This is a genomic window from Pseudomonas panipatensis, assembly GCF_900099785.1.
Lineage (GTDB): Bacteria > Pseudomonadota > Gammaproteobacteria > Pseudomonadales > Pseudomonadaceae > Pseudomonas > Pseudomonas panipatensis.
On record NZ_FNDS01000004.1, the window covers coordinates 248,935 to 267,789 of the forward strand.

The following is an 18,855-nucleotide window of genomic DNA, read 5'->3' on the forward strand; positions in this document are numbered from 1 at the left end:
CCGGTGTGCCGCGCCGGCCAAGCGCAAGCGACCATCGGCCAGCCATTTCGGTGCTTGCCAGGCGGCGCCGCGCTGGGTAGTTTCGACAGCCGAACGGTCCACCGCCGGCACTCCTTCCGCGCCACCCACGGTGCGGCGTCCCAAGCCGGCGCCCAACGTCCTCGTCGTTCCTCGGATACCCAGCCGTCCACGGCAGCATCCCACTTCCCACTTGCCGATCAGGAGCTTCCATGAGCGCCAATCCCCGCGTTGCCGACTACCCCGTCGACCCGCAATTCCTCAATCGCTGGTCGCCGCGCGCGTTCAACGGCGAAAGCATCCCCGAAGAAACCCTGCTGAGCTTCATCGAAGCCGCCCGCTGGGCGCCCTCCTCGTTCAACTCGCAGCCCTGGCGCTTCCTCTATGCGCGCCGCGATACGCCGAACTGGCAGCGCTACCTGAACCTGCTCGGCGAATTCAACCGCGGCTGGGCGCAGAATGCCTCGGCGCTGGTCGTGGTGCTGTCGAAAACCACCTTCGCGCCGCCCGGCTCCAGCGAGGAGAAACCGGCGCTCTGGCACACCTTCGATACCGGCGCGGCCTGGGCCTTCCTGGCGTTGCAGGCGAGCCTGGCGGGCTGGTACAGCCATGGCATGGCCGGTTTCGACCGTGAACTGGCCCGCGTCGAACTGAAAGTGCCGGCGGAATACGAGATTCACGCGGTCGTCGCCATCGGCAAACTGGGCGACAAGGCCAGCCTCTCGGAAAGCCTGCAGGCCCGTGAAGTGCCGAGCCCGCGCAAACCGCTGGAGCAGTTGGCCGCCGAGGGCGATTTCAGCCTGTGATGCTCTGCCGGCGCTCCTCCGCGGGGCGCCGGCGCCTCAATATCCGCGACTGAAGTCCACTTCGCCGCGCATGCCCTGGCCACCCCAGAAGCGCGCGAGGTTGTCGCGGAACAGTTCCACCATCGGCCCCGGCAGCGTCGGTGCGGCGGTATGCCCGGTGAGCAGCAGGCGCGGGCTGTGCCAGAAGGCATGCTCCGGCGGCAGCGGTTCCTGGCGGCAGACGTCGATGATCGCGCCGGCCAGGCGGTTGCCTTCCAGCGCCGTGACCAGATCGGCATCGACCACCGAACTGCCACGCCCGACATTGATGAACAGGGCCGAGGACTTCATCCGCTGGAACAACGCCAGGTCGAAGATATCGCGGGTTTCCGGGGTATCCGGAAGCAGGTTGATGACGTAGTCGGCGGTCTGCACCAGGCGCGGCAGGTCGGACAACGCGCCGATGCGCTGGAACGGCAGCAACGAGCGTGGGTTGCGCGCCACACCGATCAGGTCGACGCCGAAGCTCGCCAGCATGTGCGCCACCGACTGGCCGATCTCGCCGGTGCCGACCAGGAGTATCTGGCGTCCATGCAGGCTGCCGGGCATGCGGTCGTCCCACTGCGTGCCGACCTGGCTGGCCAGGCGCCCGAGGAACTGGCGCTCATGGGCCAGCAGGTAGGTCAGCAGGTATTCGCTCATCACCTGGCCGAAAATACCCACCGCGCGGGTCAGCGCGTAGTCCTTGGGCAGATCGTCGGCGAGCAGCGGCGTGATGCCGGCCCAGGTCGACTGCACCCAGACCGGGTGCACGCCCTGGCGCAGCATGCGCGCCACCAGATCGGGCTGGCCCAGCCATACCGGGCACTCGGCCGCGGCATCGCGAAGCGCCTCGGGGTTATCCCCGGAAACCACGGTGATATTGGATTCGGCCGCCATGATCAGGGCGGCATAAAGGGCATGATCGCGATCGAGGATGAGCAAGCGCATGATTCAGATCGCACCACGGAAGGAGCAAGGCGGAGGCACGGTGTTTCTCATTAGTGGTGTCACCCCGCGAGTGGCGGTGCGGCCCGGACTGGTCAGATGGACGCCTGTAGACACACGCCAAGCATAGACGTTCCGATCTTCTGACGTATTTTTCTGAGGTAATAATGCGCCGGAGCCCCGTACTTGCACAGTAGTGGCACTGAGAAAATACGGGGCTCGCAGCGGCGGGGCGCGGGGTGTTGCGTCAGAGCGGGTCGTTCATCCGCAGCAGTTCCTCGGGGAGGTGCTCGATGTACTCCTCCTCGCCCGGCGGCATCTGCAGGTGGAAGCCCTGCTTCTCGATGTTTTCCAGGACCTTGGCAATGTCCTCGCGGGCCAGCTTGCGCTCCGGCGTGAGCAACAGGTCGAAGGTGTGCTGCGGCGCGCCGAAGGCCGCCAGGAGGGCTTCGGGGACACGGCTCAGGGCTTCGCGCTTGTCGACGTACAGGTACATCTCGTTCTTGCGCGGGCTCTTGTAGATGGAGCAGATGCGTTTCATGGGGTCTCCGCGTGTTCGTCAGTGGCGCTGGCCAGGCAGTCGAGCAGTGCCTGGCCCATCAGCTCGCGGCGCCAGCCCTGCAGGGAATCGGGCAACCGGTAGGGGCCGTTCGGATAGCCGCTCTTGAGCAAGGCCTCGAGAATCTTCTTGCGCAACATCAGTTCGGGCGCCATGCCCTGGCGCTCGGCTTCGCGCTGGCCGACCTCGCGCAGCTTCTTCAGCAACGGGGTGACGTCGCGCGGCAGGGGCTCGGGCAGCGCCTCGGGCCAGTCGCTGGCAGGCAAGGCCGCCGCATGGGCGATCAACGCCAGCAGGGTATCGCCGTCCTGGCGCACGGTGCGTGGATGCATGTCTTCGACACGCGCCAGGGCCACCTTGTCGGTTGGCTGGAAGCGCGCCAGCGGCCACAGCGTCGGCTCGCGCAGCACACGGTTGCGTGGCTGATTGCGCACTCGCGCCTGTTCCTCACGCCACGCACAGAGTTCACGCAGCACGGCCAATTGCTGAGGGCTCAGCTTCCACGCCAGCTTGACGTCGCGCCAGGCTTCGCGCGGGTCGGACACACGGGTCTGGTTACTCACCAGATCGGCGCCGTCGGCGAGCAGCCAGGCCAGTTTGTGCGGCTCCAGGCGCGGCGCCAGCTTCACGTAGACCTCGGCGAGGTGCTGCACGTCCTCGGCGGCGTAGCGCACCTGCATGTCGGTCAGCGGCCGCTGCAGCCAGTCGGAACGGGTCTCTTCCTTGGGCAGTTCCAGGCCAAGGATTTCCAGCACCAGCTTGGAATAGCCCATCGAATGCGGCATGCCCAGGTAGGCGGCGGCCAGTTGGGTGTCGAACAGCGGCTGCGGCAGGCTGCCGGTCAGGCGCTGGAAGACTTCCAGGTCCTCGCCGCAAGCGTGGAACACCTTGACCACGCCAGGCGCTTCGAGCACCGCGGAGAACGGCGACCAGTCGCGGATCAGCAGCGGGTCGATCAGCCAGGCCCGCTCGCCGTCGCCAACCTGCACCAGGCCGGCTTCGGGGTAGAAGGTATCGACGCGCATGAACTCGGTATCGAGTGCCAGGTACGGCCTTTGTTTCCAGTCCTGGCACTGCTGCGCCAGGCTGGCATCGTCGCGAATCCACCGGATATCGAGTGCGCTCACGAACATCTCCTTGCTTCAAGTGCCGCGCATTATATAGAGCCGAATGATGTGCGAGCATTCCGCATTTGCACCAATGGCTGTCAGCGCCGACCAGCGCGGCCTATCTTTCCCGTCTTCGGACAACAACGACAAGAAGTCACCCATGAAGAAACTCCTCGCCTCACTGGCCGTCCTGGTCGCCGCGGTGGCCCTGTACCTTGCCCTCACGCCCAGCCCCATCGACCCTCTGGCCTGGGCTCCCGCGGCACCGCCGCCCATGCAAGGCGTGCTGGAACCCAACGACACCTTGATGAAAGCCGAGCTTCTCGGCCTGGGCCAGGTCAAGGGACCGGAAGATACCGCGGTGGATGCGGCGGGCCGCGTCTATGCCGGACAAAGCGACGGCCGGGTGATCCGCCTGAACGGCAGCGGCCAGCCGGAAACCTTCGCCGACACGGGTGGCCGACCGCTGGGCATGGACTTCGACGCGCAGGGCAACCTGATCGTCGCCGATGCCTGGAAGGGCCTGCTGAAAATCGACCCGCAAGGCCAGATCAGCCGCCTCACCGACAGCGCCGACGGCCTGCCCTTCGGCTTCACCGACGACCTCGACATCGCCAGCGACGGGCGCATCTATTTCAGCGACGCATCGAGTCGCTTCCACCAGCCGGACTATGTGCTCGACCTGCTCGAAACCCGGCCCCACGGCCGTCTGCTGCGCTATGACCCGGCGACCGGCAAGACCGAGGTGCTGCTCAAGGACCTGTATTTCGCCAATGGCGTGGCGCTGTCCGCCGGCGAGGACTTCGTGCTGGTCAATGAAACCTACCGCTACCGCATCACCCGTTATTGGCTGAAGGGGCCGAAGGCCGGCCAGCAGGATGTCTTCATCGACAACCTGCCGGGGCTGCCGGACAACCTCCAGGGCGATCGCCACGGCACCTTCTGGGTGGCCCTGCCGACCCCGCGCAAGGCCGACGCCGATTTCATCCTCGACCATCCCTGGCTCAAGCGCCAACTGGCCAAGCTGCCGCGCGCCCTGCTGCCGAAGCCGACGCCCTATGGCCTGGTGCTCGCCATCGACGAAAACGGCAAGATCCTGCGCAGCCTGCACGACACCAGCGGCCAGCACCTGCGGATGATCACCTCGGCCAAGCCGGTGGGTGATGAGCTGTACCTCGGCAGCCTGGAAAACGACCGCATCGGCCGCCTGAAAATCCGCTGACGGGCGCAGCCTCAGTCAAGCGTCACGGTTTGCCGGGCCGCTCGCACGACGCCCGGCTCGCCGCCCAGCGGCTGCTCGAGCAAGGCCTGCATGCGCTCGCGTGCATCCCCGAGCAACGCCTCGATGCCACGCTCGCGATACGCCGCGGCATCCATCGGCTGGCCGACCACCAGGTCGACCGGCTGCCCCAGGGTGAGATCGAAGGTGCGCGCCGGCAGCACGCGCTGGATACCGCGAATGGCGATCGGAACGATCACCGCCTCGGTGTCCAGGGCCAGGCGGAAGCAGCCACGCTTGAACGGCAGCAACTGGCCATCGGCGGATCGCGTGCCCTCGGGCGCGGCCCACAGAACGATGCCGCTTTCCATCATTTCACGCGCCCGCTGCAGGTCCGCGCGGGCGCGCTGGCCGCTATGCCGGTCGATGGAGGGAAACTCGGCGGCGCGCATGGCGCGGCCGAGGATCGGAATCCCGTACAGCTCCTGCTTCGCCAGCATGCGGATCGAGCCCGGCATGGCGACGAAGGTGGCGGGAATGTCGTAGTGGCTGGAGTGATTGCAGAGAATCATGTAGCGGCGGCCGTCGCTGAAGTCCGGCAGTTCGCCGTGCACGCTCAGGCGCATGCGCACCAGGCGTAGCAGCAGCCCCGACCACTCGCGGGTGTAGCGATCCACGCGCGAACGGCGCAGGCGGCCACAGGCCGCCAGAGTGAGGACGCAAAGGCTGTAGTAGAGGGTTACCAGGGCCGTGACCACGGCAACGGTGACGACGCGCGCCAGAGACGCCCGGCGCGTCATCGGCTGAAAGCTGTGCATGCTCGAAAACTCCCAATCAACTCAGGAAAGCACTGACAGACAGCGCTTTCGCTGCACAGGCCTTATGATGCCCCAGGACACCGTCACGACACAGGAACCCGCAAGATGTCACTCGCTCGCCTGCTCAGCCCGCAACAACTGGCAGCCCGCCTGGACGACCCCGGCCTGCTGATCCTCGACTGCCGCTTCGCCCTCGACGACCCAGGCTACGGCGCCCGCGTCTTCGCCGAGAACCACATTCCCGGCGCGCAGTACGCAGACCTGGAGCGCGATCTGTCGGCCGAGGTCGTCAAGGGCAAGACCGGGCGCCACCCGCTGCCGGATCCGCAGACCCTGCTGCAACGCCTGCGCGCCTGGGGCCTGGACAACACCGACGAAGTGGTGCTTTACGATGACGGTCCCGGCGCCTTCGCCGCGCGCGCCTGGTGGTTGCTGCTGTGGCTGGGCAAACGCGATGGTGTCTACCTGCTCGACGGCGGCATGAATGCCTGGCGCGCCGCCGGCCTGCCGTTGACCACCGCCAAGCCCAGCGTGCAACCGGGCGCCTTCCGCGGCGAACCGGACAGCGGGCTGTTGATCGACGCCGACGGCCTCGTGGCGCTGCTCGCCGATCCGCAGTTGCCGCTGATCGATGCCCGCGCCGAACCGCGCTTCCGTGGCGAAGTGGAGCCCATCGACCCGGTCGCCGGACATATCCCCGGCGCCCAGTGCGCCGCCTTTACCGAGAACCTCGGCAGCGATGGCCGCTTCCTGCCGCCGGCGCAGTTGCACCAACGCTTCGCCCGCCTGCTGCGCGGTCGCCCGGCAGAGGAACTGGTGGCCTACTGTGGCTCCGGCGTAACCGCCTGCCACAACCTGTTCGCCCTCAGCCTCGCCGGTTACCCCTTGGGCCGCCTGTATGCCGGTTCCTGGAGTGAATGGATCACCGACCCGCGGCATCCGATCGCCCGCGGCGCCTGAACGAGCCGCTCCGCAGCCTCTGGTGGAACCCGCGCCGGCAGCCTGTCTGCCGGCGTACAACCCTGCTCGCCCCTCCCTGGGTTAATCACCAGCAGGAATATGGCCAATAACCAGAAGGTCAAAACAATTTAAAAACAGTCCTTTACAGCGTACTTGTCGCACTACACTTCAAATGGAGCGGCTAAGTTCGCTCACGGCGGGGCCCAGGAGAACATCAGAAGCTGCCAAGACGCCCAGCCCCGCCGTTCACTGAGGATAAGACCATGGGAATCGCCGCCAGCGACCTGCGACAGCACGTCATCCGGCCCGCTCTGCTGTACCTGGAACGTCACAGCAACGAGGCCGAGGCGCTGTTGCTGGGAGCGGCGGCCTGCCAATCGGCACTGGGCAACCTTCTCGACGACGGCCACGGCCACGGCCTGTTCCGCATCGATGCCAGGCGCCACCAGACGCTATGGGACAACTACCTGGCACGCGACCCGGAACTCGCCAGCCGGGTCCGCGGGCTGGCCAGCCAGCACGCCTTCCTCGCCGCGCCGCACTTGGAACTCACTGTCAACCTGCGCTACAGCTGCGCCATCGCCTGGCTGCTGGTGGAAGCCGAACGCCTGCCGCTGCCCGCCGCGGACGACCATATCGGTCAGGCACGCGTCTGGCGCAGGGTGTTCCAACCCCATGGCCATCTGCGCGATTTCATCACTGCCTGGCGAGCCTACATCGGCAACCCGAGCCTGGCTGCGTGAAGTCCGGAAATGACCTACAAGTCAAAAATAATTTACATACAGTAACGAACGATAAATCCCCCGATTTTCCGCCGCCTCGCCCGTTAATGCCCGGAATAGAGCGCCTTCCCGCACTACCAATGGCCTGGGAAACTTGGTAGTTTCCGCGCGGGAATACATAGGAGTTGCTCTAACAATGAAAACAACATGGCTCAAAACCACTCTCGCACTGACCATTAGCGCTGCCTCTGCCCAGGCCCTGGCCAACGGCATCGCAATCAACGAACAAAGCGCCAGCGGCGCCGGCACCGCCTACGCCGGCCGCGCCTCTTCCGCGCTCGACGCCAGCACCATCTACGGCAACCCGGCAGGCCTGTCCAAGCTGAAACGCACCGAAGTCAGCGGCGGTGCCGCCGTCGTCTCGGCCAAGGACGACATCAGCGATGCCCACAGCACCGCGCAGGGCACCAGCAAAGGTGACTCCGTGCCGCTGGCCGGCGTTCCGTTCGGCTACATCTCCACGCCGATCAACGACGATTTCACCTTCGGCGTCGGCATGTACGTGCCCTACGGCATCATCAACGACTACGAAAACAGCTTCCAGGGCTCCTATCACGGCTCCTATAGCAAGGTTCAGGTCATCACCCTGCAACCGACCATCGCCTACAAGATCAACGACAAGGTCTCCGTCGGCTTCGGCCCGACCATCAACCGTCTCGACGGCCAGTTGCAGAACAACCTGGCCACCAACGGCATCGCCGGCGGCCAGGGCGACACCAAGATCGACATCAAGGGCAACGACACCGCGCTGGGCTACAACATCGGCGTGATGGTCGACCTTGCCGAAGGCACCACCTGGGGCCTGGCCTATCACTCCAAGGTCGACTACCACCTGGATGGCCACACCAAGGTATCGAATGCGCCGGGCGCCCTGGGCCTGAACGGCACCTACGACGCCAAGCTGGATATCACCCTGCCGGAATCGGTCGATACCTCCTTCACCCACAAGTTCGACGACAAGTGGACCGGCTACGTCGGCGCCGTCTGGACCCGCTGGAGCCGCCTGAAGGCCATCGAAGTACAGAACAGCGGCGTTCCGGCACTGGGCCAGGCGCTGGGCTTCGGTACCATCGGCGAAGAGATGAAGTGGCATGACACCTGGTCCGGCTCGGTCGGTGCGTCCTACCAGTTGAACCAGGAGTGGGTACTGCGTACCGGCTTCGCCTACGACCCGTCGCCGACCACCAACGATCACCGCACCGTGCGCATCCCGGTCGGCGACCGCAAGATCGTCACCTTCGGTGCCGGCTGGTCGCCGAACCCGGACCTGACCGTCGACGTTGCCTACGCCTACCTGTGGGAAAACACCACCAGCGTCAATCAGGAAGGCAGCGCACTGCAGCCGGCCTACAGCGCCAAGTACGACAACAGCGCCAACGGCCTGACCGCGCAAGTGACCTATCGCTTCTGATAGCCAGCGACGCGCATGAAAAAGCCGGGCAAACGCCCGGTTTTTTCGTTGTCGCCCCCGGCTGCACGAGTCAGGGCTGGCTGGCGATGGCCTTTTCGATCGCCGCCTGCAATTCAGGATCATCCGGCTTGGTCATGCTGGAGAACTGCGCGACCACTTTGCCCTGGCGATCGACCACGTACTTGTAGAAATTCCAGCGCGGCGCCTGGCCGGACTGTTCGGCCAGTCCCTTGAACAGCGGAATCGCCGCGTCCCCGCGCACCGACTGCACCTGCGTCATATTGAAGGTCACACCGTAGTTGCCGTAGCAAACCTTGGCGGTTTCGGCGCTGTCGTCGGCCTCCTGCTTGAAATCGTCCGAAGGTACGCCAAGTACCTCCAGCCCCTGCCCCTTGTAGCGCTGGTAGATCGCTTCCAGTCCCTTGAACTGCGGCGTGAAACCGCAGTGACTGGCCGTGTTGACTACCAGCAACGGCTTGCCGGCGTAGAGCGAGCACAGATCGAGATCGGTCTTCGAACGCAGCTTCTGCAAGTGTCCCTGCTCCTTGAGCAGCGAAGGACAATCGGCGGCCTGGGCAGCAGCCAGGGGAAGCGCGAACGCGACGGCGAGGAACAGACGATAGGACATGGGCAAGAACCTCCGTTGGTGCAGCGACGCTACTCTGGCCAATGGTCTTGAGCAATCCTCAGGTGCAATGGCCGAGCCCGGCCTCCAGCAAGGCCAGGCCGCCCTGGCTCCAGCCCCACCAGGCCAGCGCGAGCAGCAGCCCGGCGAGGGCCGCACCGAGCAGACGCAACGGGCTCACGCCGCCTCCACCCGCAAGCGCGCCACCGGATGCTCGCGCACTGGCCAGTTGAGCAGACCGGCGAGCAACGAGAGCAGGATGGAAATCTGCCAGACCAGGTCGTAGTTGCCAGTGTGGTCATAGACATAACCGCCCAGCCAACCACCGAGGAACGCGCCGAGCTGGTGGAAAAGGAAAACGATGCCGCCGAGCATGGACAGGTTGCGCACGCCGAACAGGGTCGCCACGGTGCCGTTGGTCAAAGGCACCGTGGACAGCCACAACAGGCCCATGGCGATACCGAAGGCATAGGCGCTCCAGACATTGAGCGGGGCCCAGATGAAGGCCAGGATCACCAGCCCGCGGATCAGGTAGAGCGCAGTGAGCAGGCGTGGTTTCGACCAGCGCCCGCCGAGCCAGCCGGCGATGTAGGTACCGAACACATTGAACAGCCCGACCAGCGCCAGCACCGTGGTGCCCACCGTGGCCGGCAGATGGCGGTCGACCAGATAGGCCGGCAGGTGCACGCCGATGAATACCACCTGGAAGCCACAGACGAAGAATCCCAGCGCCAGCAGCCAGAAACCGGGGTGGGCACAGGCTTCGCGCAGGGCTTCGCCGAGGGATTGTTCATGGGCCTGCACCGGCAGCGGTCGGTCGCGCATCAGTCCGGCCAGCGGCACGATCAACGCCACCAGCAGCCCCAGGGCCAGCAATGCCGACGACCAGCTAAGCCAGCCGATCAGCCCGAGGGTGCCGGGCAGCATGGCGAACTGGCCGAAAGAACCGGCGGCGGCGGAAATCCCCATGGCCATGCTGCGTCTCTCCAGCGGCACGGCGCGGCCGACGGCGCCGAGGATCACCGAGAACGAAGTGCCGGACAGTCCGATGCCGATCAGCAGGCCGGCGCTCAGCGACAGGCTCGCCGCCGAATCGGCATGTCCCATCAGCACCAGGCCGACGGCGTAGAGCAGGCCACCGAGCAGCACCACACGTCCCGCGCCAAAACGGTCGGCCAGCGCCCCGGTGAAGGGTTGGGCGATGCCCCAGATGAGGTTCTGCAAGGCGATGGCGAAGGCGAAGACTTCGCGCCCCCAGCCGAATTCGGCGCTCATCGGCGCCAGGAACAGGCCGAAGCCGTGACGGATACCCAACGAGAGGGCGAGGACCAGGGCGCCGGACAGCAATATCCAGAACCCCGCACGCGACAGCTTGGCCATTATTCTTATTGCTCCATCAGGGCGGATACCCGCACACCATCATTCCAGGCCAGGCCGCGAATCGGCTCAGCCGAGGTCTTCCAACTCACCCAACAGCGCCATCAGTTGTTCCCGCCGCTGCTCACCGAGTCGCGCCAGCAGATACCGCTGCGCCGCTTCCCAGGGCGCGGCGCCCTGCTCCAGGCGCTGGCGTCCGGCGGCGGTGAGCAGAACCAGGCGATTGCGCTGGTCCGACGCATCGCCTTGCAGCTCCAGCAGACCCTCGGCCTGCAGCGGCCGCAGGTTGCGCCCGAGGCTACTGCGCTCGAGGCCCAGCGCCTCGGCCAAGGTGGAAATACTCGGCTGTTCGAGACGCGCCAAGTGGCGCAACAGCGAATACTGCGCCACCGTCAGACCGACACCTTGCAAGGCATCGTCATAGACACGGGTGACGCCGCGGGCGGCGCGGCGCAGTCGGGTACAGAGGCAGGGAGTCGTCAGCATGATGCGTGTATATACCCGCACCTCCCGCAGCGTCAATGACCGACGGGACGCCGGACAAGCCACTGTGTTCAGTGAAGGGCTGGAAGGCGGAGCAAGCCGCCTTCGCGCGCGGGCTGAGCTGGACAGGGCAAGGCGCGACGCCTCACCCGTGGCGATGCTTACTCGGCGGCCGGTTTCTTGCGTTTGAGCGGCGCCAGGCCATCCTGGCTGACCACCTGCGACGGGCCGGTCTTGGGCTTGGCGGCTGGCTTGCGCTTGGCCGCGGGCTTGGCGCCGGCCTTCTTCGGATCGGCCTTTTTCTTCTTCACGCCCGCCGCCTTGCCGGAGGCCTTGAGCTTTTTCGGCCCCTTGTAGCTGCCCTTGAGTTCCTTGATCGTGCGCGTCTCGAAACGCAGCTTGAGGTAGCGCTCGATGCTCGACATCAGGTTCCAGTCGCCATGCCCGACCAGGGACACGGCCAGGCCGGAAGCGCCGGCACGACCGGTCCGGCCGATGCGGTGCACGTACTCGTCGCCCTTGCGCGGCATGTCGAAGTTCACCACCAGGTCCAGGCCGTCGACATCCAGGCCTCGCGCGGCGACGTCGGTGGCGACGAGGATCTTCACGGCGCCCTGCTTGAGGCGCTCGATGGCCAGCTTGCGGTCTTTCTGGTCCTTCTCGCCGTGCAGGACGAAAACCTTGTGCCCGGCGGCGATCAGGCGCCCGGTGAGGCGGTCCGCCTGAATACGGGTGTTGGTGAAGACGATGGCCTTCTCATAGGTCTCGTTCTCCAGCAGCCACTGCAGGATGGCTTCCTTGTGCGCGTTGTCGTCGGCCAGGATGACCTGCTGGCGGATGTCCTCGTTCAGCTCGCTGACGCGGTTGAGCATGAGGGTTTCCGGCTCGCGCAGGACCTGCTCGACCATCTCGCGCAGGCCACTGCCGGCGGTAGCCGAGAACAGCAGGGTCTGGCGCTGCGCGGGGCATTGCGCGGCGAGCTTGAGGACGTCTTCGGAGAAGCCCATGTCGAGCATGCGGTCGGCTTCGTCGAGCACCAGCACTTCGACATCGCCCAGCGGCAGGTTGCCGGCGTTGAACTGCTCGTTCAGCCGCCCAGGCGTGCCGATGATGATTTCCGGGTTCTTGCGCAGGCGTGCGCCCTGCACCTTGAAGTCTTCGCCGCCGGTGATCAGGCACGCCTTGATGAAGGTGAACTGGGCGAAGCGCTCGACTTCCTTGAGGGTCTGCAGCGCCAGCTCGCGGGTCGGCAGCATGATCAGCGCGCGGGCGCCGCTCTTCGGCTTGTCCTCGCTGAGCAGGCGGTGCAACAGCGGCAGGACGAAGGCGGCGGTCTTGCCGCTGCCGGTCTGCGCCGTCACGCGCAGATCGCGCCCTTCGAGTGCCTTCGGGATGGCGGCAGCCTGGACGGCGGTCGGCTCGGTGAAGGACAGGGTTTCCAACGCCTTGAGCAGGCGTTCGTGAAGGGCGAATTGGGCGAACAAGGCAGACCTCGTGGAGCGTGAAGGAATCGAACAGCTGCATAGCCTAACGGTTGCCGCGCCCGAGCGCAGGTTTTATTCGCCGGTCGCGATCCGCTGCGTCCGTGTCGCTGCCGGGAAAGTCCGCCGCCAGGGCCCATCCCAGACTGGCCGCAACCCCCGCACAAGGACCGCCGCGATGCCTCTCCGCCACAGTGCCGCCGAACGCCTGGAACGCCTGCCCCTGAGCCCTTACCACCGGTTGATCTTCGTGATCATCGCGCTGGCCTTCTTCTTCGACTCCATGGACCTGGCGATGATGACCTTCCTGCTCGGCTCGATCAAAGCCGAGTTCGGCCTCTCCAGCGCCCAGGCCGGGCTGCTGGCCAGTTCGAGTTTCTTCGGCATGGTCCTCGGCGCCGCCCTGTCCGGGCTGCTGGCCGACCGTTATGGGCGCAAGCCGGTCTTCCAGTGGAGCATCGTGCTCTGGGGCCTGGCCAGTTACCTCTGCTCCACCGCCGCCGATGTGCAGCACCTGACGCTGTACCGGGTGTTGCTGGGCATCGGCATGGGCATGGAATTCCCGATCGCCCAGTCGCTGCTCTCGGAAATGATTCCGGCCAGCCGTCGCGGTCGCTACATCGCCTTGATGGACGGGTTCTGGCCCTTGGGCTTCATCGCCGCCGGCTGCCTGTCGTATTTCATCCTGCCGCTGGGCGGTTGGCGCAGCCTGTTCCTGCTGCTGGCCTTCCCCGCGGTCTTCGTCCTGGCGATCCGCTTCCTGGTGCCGGAGTCTCCACGCTGGCTGGAGCAGGCCGGCATGCCGGAGAAAGCCGACCGCGCACTGGCGCGCATCGAGGCACGGGTCATGCGCTCGCTGGGGCTGAGCAGCCTGCCGGAGCCACGCCCGGTGCCACGCCTGGAAGGCCGCCGCAAGGGCTTCTTCAGCGCCTTCGCCGAACTCTGGACGCCGACCTACCGGCGCCGCACCCTGACCGTCTGGAGCCTGTGGTTCTTCGCCCTGCTCGGTTTCTACGGGCTGACCTCCTGGCTCAGCGCGCTGCTGCAGCAGTCCGGCTTCGCGGTCACCCAGTCGGTGTACTACACCGTGCTGATTTCCCTGGCCGGCATCCCCGGCTTCCTCTGCGCGGCCTGGCTGGTGGAACGCTGGGGGCGCAAGCCGAGTTGCATCCTGATGCTCATCGGCGGCGGGTTGATGGCCTCCGCCTACGGGCAGACCGCGGTGTTCGGCGGCAGCCTGGCCTTGCTGATCGGCTGCGGCCTGGCCATGCAGTTCTTCCTCTTCGGCATGTGGGCGGTGCTCTACACCTATACCCCGGAGCTTTACCCGACCTCGGCGCGCGCCACCGGCTCGGGCTTTGCCTCGGCGGTCGGGCGCGTCGGCTCGCTGCTCGGGCCAACCATCAGTGGGCTGATATTGCCGGTGGCCGGCCAGGGCGGCGTATTCAGCCTCGGCGCCCTGTGCTTCCTGCTGGCTGCCGCCGTGGTCTGGGGCTTCGGCATCGAAACCCGTGGCCGCACGCTGGAAGAGCTGGCCGGCTGACGCGCGAATCGGACAGACGTCACCGGCCAGCCTGGCCGCCCCGCGCGGCCGGTGCCATGCTCAGGGCAGGCGCATACCCCGCGCCCTGTCCGGAGAGCGCCATGCCCGTGACCCTCATCTATTACGTGACGGCCAGTCTGGATGGCTATATCGCGCGCCCCGACGGCAGCATCGACTGGCTGCTGCCCTTCGTCGATGACCACGGATACAACAACTATTACGCCAGCATCGATGGCCTGCTCATGGGCCGCGCCACCTACCAGCAATGCCTCGACGAGGGCGATTGGCCGTACCCGGACAAACCGACCATCGTCCTCACCCGCGCCAACCATCTGCCCCGCGCCGCGCCGCAGGTGGAGCAACTGCACTGCTCCCCGGCCGACGCCCTGAAGCGACTGCAGGCCCAGGGCTGCCAGCGTATCTGGCTGGTCGGTGGCGGCAGCCTGGCGGGCAATTGCCTGGCGGCGGGCTTGCTCGACGAAGTGGTGATCAGCATCATCCCGCTCCTGCTCGGTGCCGGCATCCCATTGTTCGGCATCGGCATCGAACGGCCTCTGCACTTGCTGGAAATGCGCAGTTTTCCCAGCGGGATCGTGCAGATGCACTACCAGGTGCTCAAAGAAACCGCGTCCCCATGACCCACACCCTTCTCGATATCGCTGCCGCCTGCCTGCTCGACGATGCCGGCCGCCTGCTGCTGGTGCGCAAGCGCGGCACCCGTGCCTTCATGCTGCCCGGCGGCAAACGCGAGCCCGGCGAAAGCCCGCTGCAGGCGTTGCAGCGCGAACTCCAGGAAGAACTCGACCTGCGCCTGCCCGCCTCCGCGCTGACCCCGCTGGGCAGCTTCCAGGCCGTCGCCGCCAACGAAGCCAATACCCGCGTGCAGGCCCAGGTCTACGTCGCCGCGCTGCCGCACCCGGTGGCACCTGCCGCCGAACTGGAAGAGCTGAGCTGGCTGGAACCTGGTGCGCCGCCCCCCGATCACCTGGCCCCGTTGCTCAGCGAACAGGTACTGCCCGCCCTGAAAAAACACCTCGACTGAGTGCAAAACACCGCGAGACCGTGCATTTCGTCGGGTTTTTCACTGCGACAATGCATCCCACCCCGGCCTTTCCCTGGCCGATTCCCGAGACCTGGCCAGCATCCTGGCCATCGCGCCGAAAGCCCCATCCTATAGGGCTTTCGGCTATAAGCTCCGGGACTGACTGAAAGGTCAGAGCACATGTCACCGCTCACCGGCGAAGTCACATGACGTTAGTCGATGGCGACAAACGGTAAAAACACTGTCATCCAAAGTCGGTCAGAATGCCCGGGCATTTTTCACGGACCAAAGGAAACCATCGCCGCACAGAAGCAACGGCGATCCAGCGGAGTCTGGGTTACATAATCAACCAGCAAGAAGACATGCCGAATGCGCAGTATCCTTTTGACATGCCTTTCCATAGGCTTGGCGGCTAGTTTTGCCGCAGTTGTGACCGAGGCGGATGCCTCTACGCGGGCCACCCGAACCTACACTCCGGCCCCCATCGATCTCCGCGTTCCGGTACAGGGCAGCGCCCTGCTCACCGTGGCGCCCAAACCGGCTACGCAGGACAAACGCGAAGCCCATGAAGTGACCAAACGGGCCTTCAGCATGATCGGCACGCCCTACCGTTGGGGCGGCACCTCGCCAAAGAAGGGCTTCGATTGCAGCGGCCTGGTCAACTACGTGTACCAGGACGTCGATGAAGTCGACCTGCCGCGTACCGCACGGGCCATCTACCAGAGCGGCAAGCCGAAAGTGGCGCGCCGCGACCTGCAGCCGGGCGACCTGGTGTTCTTCCGCATCCACAGCCGTAACGTCGACCACGTCGGCATCTACGTCGGCAACGACCGCTTCGTCCACGCGCCGCGGCGCGGCGAGAAGGTCAAGGTGGCCAACCTCAACGACAGCTACTGGACGCGTCACTACCTGGCGGCCAAGCGCGTGCTGCCGACAACCCTGGCCAAGGCCGACCTGCCGGGCCATCGCTACGAATAAGCGCCAGCCCCGCTGGCCTGCTGCAACAAGAACCCCGGGCTTGCCCGGGGTTCTGCGTTTTCAGCCTTTCGGATCGCGCCGCGCCTGCTTGCGCAGCAGGCGCGCGCTGTCCCAGCCGGTGAGCAGGATCGCCACCCAGATCGGCCCGTAGGTCCAGAGTTGCTGCACCTGGAAGTGCTCACCGAGGAACAGCACCGCGATGGCGAACAACAGCATCGGCTCGACATAGCTGAGAATGCCGAACAGCCCCATGGGCAGCAGACGGCTGGAGGCCATCATGGCGCCGAAGGCCAGCGCGCTGATCAGCCCGAGCATCGGCAGCAGCCCCCAGAGCCGCGGCGTCTCCATGAACGCCTGGCGCTCGCCAAAGTGCCAGATGGTGAAGATGGCGAAGGGCAACAGCACCAGCATCTCGAAGACGAAGCCGGACAGCGCGTCCACGCCCATGCGCCGGCGCAGCATGAAATACGGTGGATAACCCAGCGCGGTGATCAGGCTGAACCAGGAGAAGGCGCGGGTCAGCCACAGCTCGTGCAGCACGCCGAGCAGAGCGAAGGCCACGGCGATGCTCTGCAGCGAGGTCAGGCGCTCGCCATAGAACAGCCGGCCGCAGAGCACCATGGTCAGCGGCAGGAGGAAGTAACCGAGGGAAAGCTCCAGGGTGCGCCCGACCATCGGCGCCCAGATGAACACGCCCCATTGCACCAGCATCATCGCCGCGGTCAGCGGGAAGCACAGCAGCAGCCAGCGCTCGCGCAACAGGCGCTGGCCGGCCGCGCGCAAGACGCCGCCCTGGCGGGTAAAGGCCACCAGCAGCAACACCATGGGAATCGACCAGACCACCCGGTGCGCCACCACCTGAACGCTGTCCAGCGGCGCCAGCCAGCGGATGTAGCCGGGCAGCGTGACGAACAGCAGCGACGACGCCAGGGACAAGGCCACGCCACGTCCGGAGATATTCATGCCGTCGCCCTCCGCCCACCCAGGCGATTGACGCCCAGCGACGCCACTATCACCGCGCCGCCCAGGGCCAGGCGTGGCAGGTCGGCGTGCTGGTTCCAGATCAGCAGGTTGATCAACAGGCCGACTGGCACGTGCAGGTTGTTCATCACCGCCAGGGTGCCGCCATCCACCAGGGTGCCACCCTTGTTCCAGCAGTACTGCCCCAGGGCGGTGGCCAGCAGGCCCATGAACAGCAGGACCAGCCATTGGGTCTCGGTGCTCGGCAGTTTCTGCGGATTGCCCAGCAACAGCCAGCCCGGCAAGGCGATCAGCAACGCACCGACGAAGAAGTAGCCAAAGCGCCGGTACTGCGGGATGTCCGAGGGGTAGCGCGCCACCAGGTGCTTGTACAGCACCTGGCCGGCGGCGAAGGTCGCATTGGCCAACTGCAGCAGCAGGAAACCCTCGATGAAATCGCCACTGACCCCGTCGTAACGGATGATCGCCGCGCCCAGCACGGCCACGGCGGCAGCCAGCAGCGCCCAGGGGTTGAAGCGGCGGTTCAGGGCATCATCGATCAGCGCCACGTGCAGCGGCGTGAGCACGGTGAACAGCAGCACCTCGGGCACCGTCAGGACGCGGAAACTCTGGTACAGGCAGATATAGGTGACACCGAACTGCAGCGCGCCGACCAGCATCACGCCGCCGATGAAGCGCGGCGCCACGCCACGCCAGCGGGTCAGCGGCAGGAACACCAGGCCGGCCAGCAGCACTCGGGTGAGCACGGCGAAGTAGCTGTCGACCCGACCGGCGAGGTATTCGCCGATCAGACTGAAAGAGAAGGCCCAGAGGACCGTCACGAACAACAGATAAGGCATGAGCGCAGCCGCGAAAAATGGGCGAGGAAAATAGCGCTTTTGCCGGAACGGGGGAAGCGGCGCGGGTCCGCGGCGACAGGCTGGCGACCGGGCGCTCGGCGCATGGCTGGCGGCGAGTGGCGCAAGAAAAAGCCCGGTCGACATTCGCAGGGGAGGCAGTGATCGACCGGGCATCGCGCCCAGGAGCGGTGGCGCGCAAGGGAAAGTGGAGCGGGATCAGGCAACCGCGGCCAGTTGCTCGCGGGCCTTGGCCAGGCCGCGCGCGGCGAACTCGCCGCCCATGTTCAGGCCTTCGGCGTGGACGAAGGTCACGTCATGGATGCCGATGAACGCCAGGGCCTGACGCAGGTAAGGCTCCTGGTGGTCCAGCGGCCCGCCGGCGTAGACGCCGCCACGGCTGGTCAGCACGAAGGCGCGCTTGCCGCTGAGCAGGCCCTGCGGGCCGCTCTCGGTGTACTTGAAGGTCACCCCGGCGCGCAGCACATGGTCGAGCCAGGCCTTGAGGGTGCTGGGGATGGCGAAGTTGTACATGGGTGCGGCCAGCACCAGCACGTCGGCCGCCAGGAGTTCGTCGGTGAGCAGGTTGGAACGCTGCAACGCGGCCTGTTCGCTGGCGCTTTGTTCGGCGGCGGGTTTAATCCAGCCACCGAGCAGATCGGCGTCCAGGTGCGGCAACGGATTGACGGCCAGGTCGCGGACCTGGACCTGATCGGCCGGATGCGCGGCACGCCAATTGGCGATGAACTCGGCGGTGAGTTGGCGGGACACCGAATCTTGCTGGCGAGCGCTGCTTTCGATAACCAGAACGCGGGACATGGGCTTCGACCTCCATCGGTCAGTTGCGTCGATGGAGAGAGA

General features: G+C 66.0%; 20 protein-coding genes. 9 read left to right on the forward strand and 11 right to left on the reverse strand.

The features are described from left to right. The first annotated feature begins 230 nt into the window (after positions 1-230). Positions 231-824: a nitroreductase family protein gene (locus tag BLQ74_RS11345; RefSeq protein ID WP_090262670.1), complete on the forward strand. Its 594-nt coding sequence runs from the start codon at positions 231-233 to the stop codon at positions 822-824. Between the two features lie 36 nt (positions 825-860). On the opposite strand, the gene BLQ74_RS11350 is transcribed toward BLQ74_RS11345, so the two are convergent. From BLQ74_RS11350 to rnd, 3 genes are all read right to left on the reverse strand, one after another. Beyond that, complete coding sequence (locus tag BLQ74_RS11350) at positions 861-1,793, reverse strand: D-2-hydroxyacid dehydrogenase (protein WP_090262671.1); 933 nt, start codon at positions 1,791-1,793, stop codon at positions 861-863. Positions 1,794-2,037: 244 nt separating this feature from the next. Then, entirely contained in the window at positions 2,038-2,331 is a 294-nt protein-coding gene (locus tag BLQ74_RS11355; protein WP_090262672.1) for a YcgL domain-containing protein, read from the reverse strand. Then, complete coding sequence (gene rnd, locus BLQ74_RS11360) at positions 2,328-3,482, reverse strand: ribonuclease D (RefSeq protein ID WP_374442190.1); 1,155 nt, start codon at positions 3,480-3,482, stop codon at positions 2,328-2,330. The genes BLQ74_RS11355 and rnd overlap by 4 nt, the downstream gene beginning before the upstream one ends. Before the next feature lie 136 nt (positions 3,483-3,618). On the opposite strand from rnd, the gene BLQ74_RS11365 reads away from it, so the two are divergent. Next, complete coding sequence (locus tag BLQ74_RS11365) at positions 3,619-4,680, forward strand: SMP-30/gluconolactonase/LRE family protein (protein ID WP_090262673.1); 1,062 nt, start codon at positions 3,619-3,621, stop codon at positions 4,678-4,680. A gap of 11 nt (positions 4,681-4,691) precedes the next feature. Here the strand turns inward: BLQ74_RS11365 and BLQ74_RS11370 are convergent, their stop codons facing one another. After that, positions 4,692-5,495: a lysophospholipid acyltransferase family protein gene (locus tag BLQ74_RS11370; RefSeq protein WP_090262674.1), complete on the reverse strand. Its 804-nt coding sequence runs from the start codon at positions 5,493-5,495 to the stop codon at positions 4,692-4,694. A 105-nt stretch (positions 5,496-5,600) separates the two neighbouring features. On the opposite strand from BLQ74_RS11370, the gene BLQ74_RS11375 reads away from it, so the two are divergent. From BLQ74_RS11375 to BLQ74_RS11385, 3 genes are all read left to right on the forward strand, one after another. Continuing rightward, a complete protein-coding gene (locus BLQ74_RS11375; protein ID WP_090262675.1) occupies positions 5,601-6,455 on the forward strand; it encodes a sulfurtransferase in 855 nt (284 codons plus the stop codon). Positions 6,456-6,718: 263 nt separating this feature from the next. After that, complete coding sequence (locus tag BLQ74_RS11380; RefSeq protein WP_090262676.1) at positions 6,719-7,198, forward strand: hypothetical protein; 480 nt, start codon at positions 6,719-6,721, stop codon at positions 7,196-7,198. A gap of 175 nt (positions 7,199-7,373) precedes the next feature. After that, complete coding sequence (locus tag BLQ74_RS11385) at positions 7,374-8,648, forward strand: outer membrane protein transport protein (RefSeq protein WP_090262677.1); 1,275 nt, start codon at positions 7,374-7,376, stop codon at positions 8,646-8,648. Between the two features lie 70 nt (positions 8,649-8,718). Here BLQ74_RS11385 and BLQ74_RS11390 read toward each other — a convergent pair whose 3' ends face one another. The 4 genes from BLQ74_RS11390 to BLQ74_RS11405 all read right to left on the reverse strand — a co-directional run bounded on the left by BLQ74_RS11390 (position 8,719) and on the right by BLQ74_RS11405 (position 12,644). Beyond that, entirely contained in the window at positions 8,719-9,276 is a 558-nt protein-coding gene (locus tag BLQ74_RS11390) for a glutathione peroxidase (protein ID WP_090262678.1), read from the reverse strand. A gap of 174 nt (positions 9,277-9,450) precedes the next feature. Further along, positions 9,451-10,644 carry an MFS transporter gene (locus BLQ74_RS11395; RefSeq protein ID WP_090262905.1) on the reverse strand — a complete coding sequence of 398 codons (1,194 nt, stop codon included), beginning with the start codon at positions 10,642-10,644 and terminating at the stop codon, positions 9,451-9,453. A 75-nt stretch (positions 10,645-10,719) separates the two neighbouring features. Next, entirely contained in the window at positions 10,720-11,136 is a 417-nt protein-coding gene (locus tag BLQ74_RS11400) for a MarR family winged helix-turn-helix transcriptional regulator (RefSeq protein ID WP_090262679.1), read from the reverse strand. Between the two features lie 158 nt (positions 11,137-11,294). Next, a complete protein-coding gene (locus BLQ74_RS11405; protein WP_170842799.1) occupies positions 11,295-12,644 on the reverse strand; it encodes a DEAD/DEAH box helicase in 1,350 nt (449 codons plus the stop codon). A 148-nt stretch (positions 12,645-12,792) separates the two neighbouring features. On the opposite strand from BLQ74_RS11405, the gene BLQ74_RS11410 reads away from it, so the two are divergent. From BLQ74_RS11410 to BLQ74_RS11425, 4 genes are all read left to right on the forward strand, one after another. Then, the gene (locus BLQ74_RS11410) at positions 12,793-14,157 is read left to right on the forward strand and encodes an MFS transporter (protein WP_090262681.1); all 1,365 of its coding nucleotides are present in this window, start codon (positions 12,793-12,795) and stop codon (positions 14,155-14,157) included. Between the two features lie 101 nt (positions 14,158-14,258). Further along, on the forward strand, positions 14,259-14,795 hold the full coding sequence (locus BLQ74_RS11415; RefSeq protein WP_090262682.1) for a dihydrofolate reductase family protein: 537 nt from the start codon (positions 14,259-14,261) through the stop codon (positions 14,793-14,795). Then, positions 14,792-15,199: an NUDIX hydrolase gene (locus BLQ74_RS11420; RefSeq protein WP_090262683.1), complete on the forward strand. Its 408-nt coding sequence runs from the start codon at positions 14,792-14,794 to the stop codon at positions 15,197-15,199. The genes BLQ74_RS11415 and BLQ74_RS11420 overlap by 4 nt, the downstream gene beginning before the upstream one ends. Before the next feature lie 369 nt (positions 15,200-15,568). After that, the gene (locus BLQ74_RS11425; RefSeq protein ID WP_090262684.1) at positions 15,569-16,177 is read left to right on the forward strand and encodes a C40 family peptidase; all 609 of its coding nucleotides are present in this window, start codon (positions 15,569-15,571) and stop codon (positions 16,175-16,177) included. Positions 16,178-16,237: 60 nt separating this feature from the next. Here the strand turns inward: BLQ74_RS11425 and rarD are convergent, their stop codons facing one another. The 3 genes from rarD to BLQ74_RS11440 form a co-directional block, all read right to left on the reverse strand. Next, on the reverse strand, positions 16,238-17,140 hold the full coding sequence (gene rarD, locus BLQ74_RS11430; protein ID WP_090262685.1) for an EamA family transporter RarD: 903 nt from the start codon (positions 17,138-17,140) through the stop codon (positions 16,238-16,240). After that, positions 17,137-17,997, reverse strand: a complete 861-nt coding sequence (locus BLQ74_RS11435; RefSeq protein ID WP_090262686.1) for a carboxylate/amino acid/amine transporter — start codon at positions 17,995-17,997, stop codon at positions 17,137-17,139. Before BLQ74_RS11435 ends, rarD begins: the two co-directional genes overlap by 4 nt. A 216-nt stretch (positions 17,998-18,213) precedes the next feature. Continuing rightward, positions 18,214-18,813 (reverse strand): FMN-dependent NADH-azoreductase, encoded by a 600-nt coding sequence (locus BLQ74_RS11440; protein ID WP_090262687.1) that lies wholly within the window; start codon positions 18,811-18,813, stop codon positions 18,214-18,216. Between the last annotated feature and the right edge of the window lie 42 nt (positions 18,814-18,855).

Coding starts and splice junctions, on each gene's coding strand:
- BLQ74_RS11350 (WP_090262671.1), bottom strand. CDS start 1,793: ATGCGCTTGCTCATCCTCGATCGCGATCATGCCCTTTATGCCGCCCTG.
- BLQ74_RS11410 (WP_090262681.1), top strand. CDS start 12,793: ATGCCTCTCCGCCACAGTGCCGCCGAACGCCTGGAACGCCTGCCCCTG.
- BLQ74_RS11375 (WP_090262675.1), top strand. CDS start 5,601: ATGTCACTCGCTCGCCTGCTCAGCCCGCAACAACTGGCAGCCCGCCTG.
- BLQ74_RS11400 (WP_090262679.1), bottom strand. CDS start 11,136: ATGCTGACGACTCCCTGCCTCTGTACCCGACTGCGCCGCGCCGCCCGC.
- BLQ74_RS11420 (WP_090262683.1), top strand. CDS start 14,792: ATGACCCACACCCTTCTCGATATCGCTGCCGCCTGCCTGCTCGACGAT.
- BLQ74_RS11435 (WP_090262686.1), bottom strand. CDS start 17,997: ATGCCTTATCTGTTGTTCGTGACGGTCCTCTGGGCCTTCTCTTTCAGT.
- BLQ74_RS11365 (WP_090262673.1), top strand. CDS start 3,619: ATGAAGAAACTCCTCGCCTCACTGGCCGTCCTGGTCGCCGCGGTGGCC.
- BLQ74_RS11380 (WP_090262676.1), top strand. CDS start 6,719: ATGGGAATCGCCGCCAGCGACCTGCGACAGCACGTCATCCGGCCCGCT.
- BLQ74_RS11440 (WP_090262687.1), bottom strand. CDS start 18,813: ATGTCCCGCGTTCTGGTTATCGAAAGCAGCGCTCGCCAGCAAGATTCG.
- BLQ74_RS11390 (WP_090262678.1), bottom strand. CDS start 9,276: ATGTCCTATCGTCTGTTCCTCGCCGTCGCGTTCGCGCTTCCCCTGGCT.
- BLQ74_RS11355 (WP_090262672.1), bottom strand. CDS start 2,331: ATGAAACGCATCTGCTCCATCTACAAGAGCCCGCGCAAGAACGAGATG.
- BLQ74_RS11425 (WP_090262684.1), top strand. CDS start 15,569: ATGCGCAGTATCCTTTTGACATGCCTTTCCATAGGCTTGGCGGCTAGT.
- rarD (WP_090262685.1), bottom strand. CDS start 17,140: ATGAATATCTCCGGACGTGGCGTGGCCTTGTCCCTGGCGTCGTCGCTG.
- BLQ74_RS11385 (WP_090262677.1), top strand. CDS start 7,374: ATGAAAACAACATGGCTCAAAACCACTCTCGCACTGACCATTAGCGCT.
- BLQ74_RS11370 (WP_090262674.1), bottom strand. CDS start 5,495: ATGCACAGCTTTCAGCCGATGACGCGCCGGGCGTCTCTGGCGCGCGTC.
- rnd (WP_374442190.1), bottom strand. CDS start 3,482: ATGTTCGTGAGCGCACTCGATATCCGGTGGATTCGCGACGATGCCAGC.
- BLQ74_RS11415 (WP_090262682.1), top strand. CDS start 14,259: ATGCCCGTGACCCTCATCTATTACGTGACGGCCAGTCTGGATGGCTAT.
- BLQ74_RS11345 (WP_090262670.1), top strand. CDS start 231: ATGAGCGCCAATCCCCGCGTTGCCGACTACCCCGTCGACCCGCAATTC.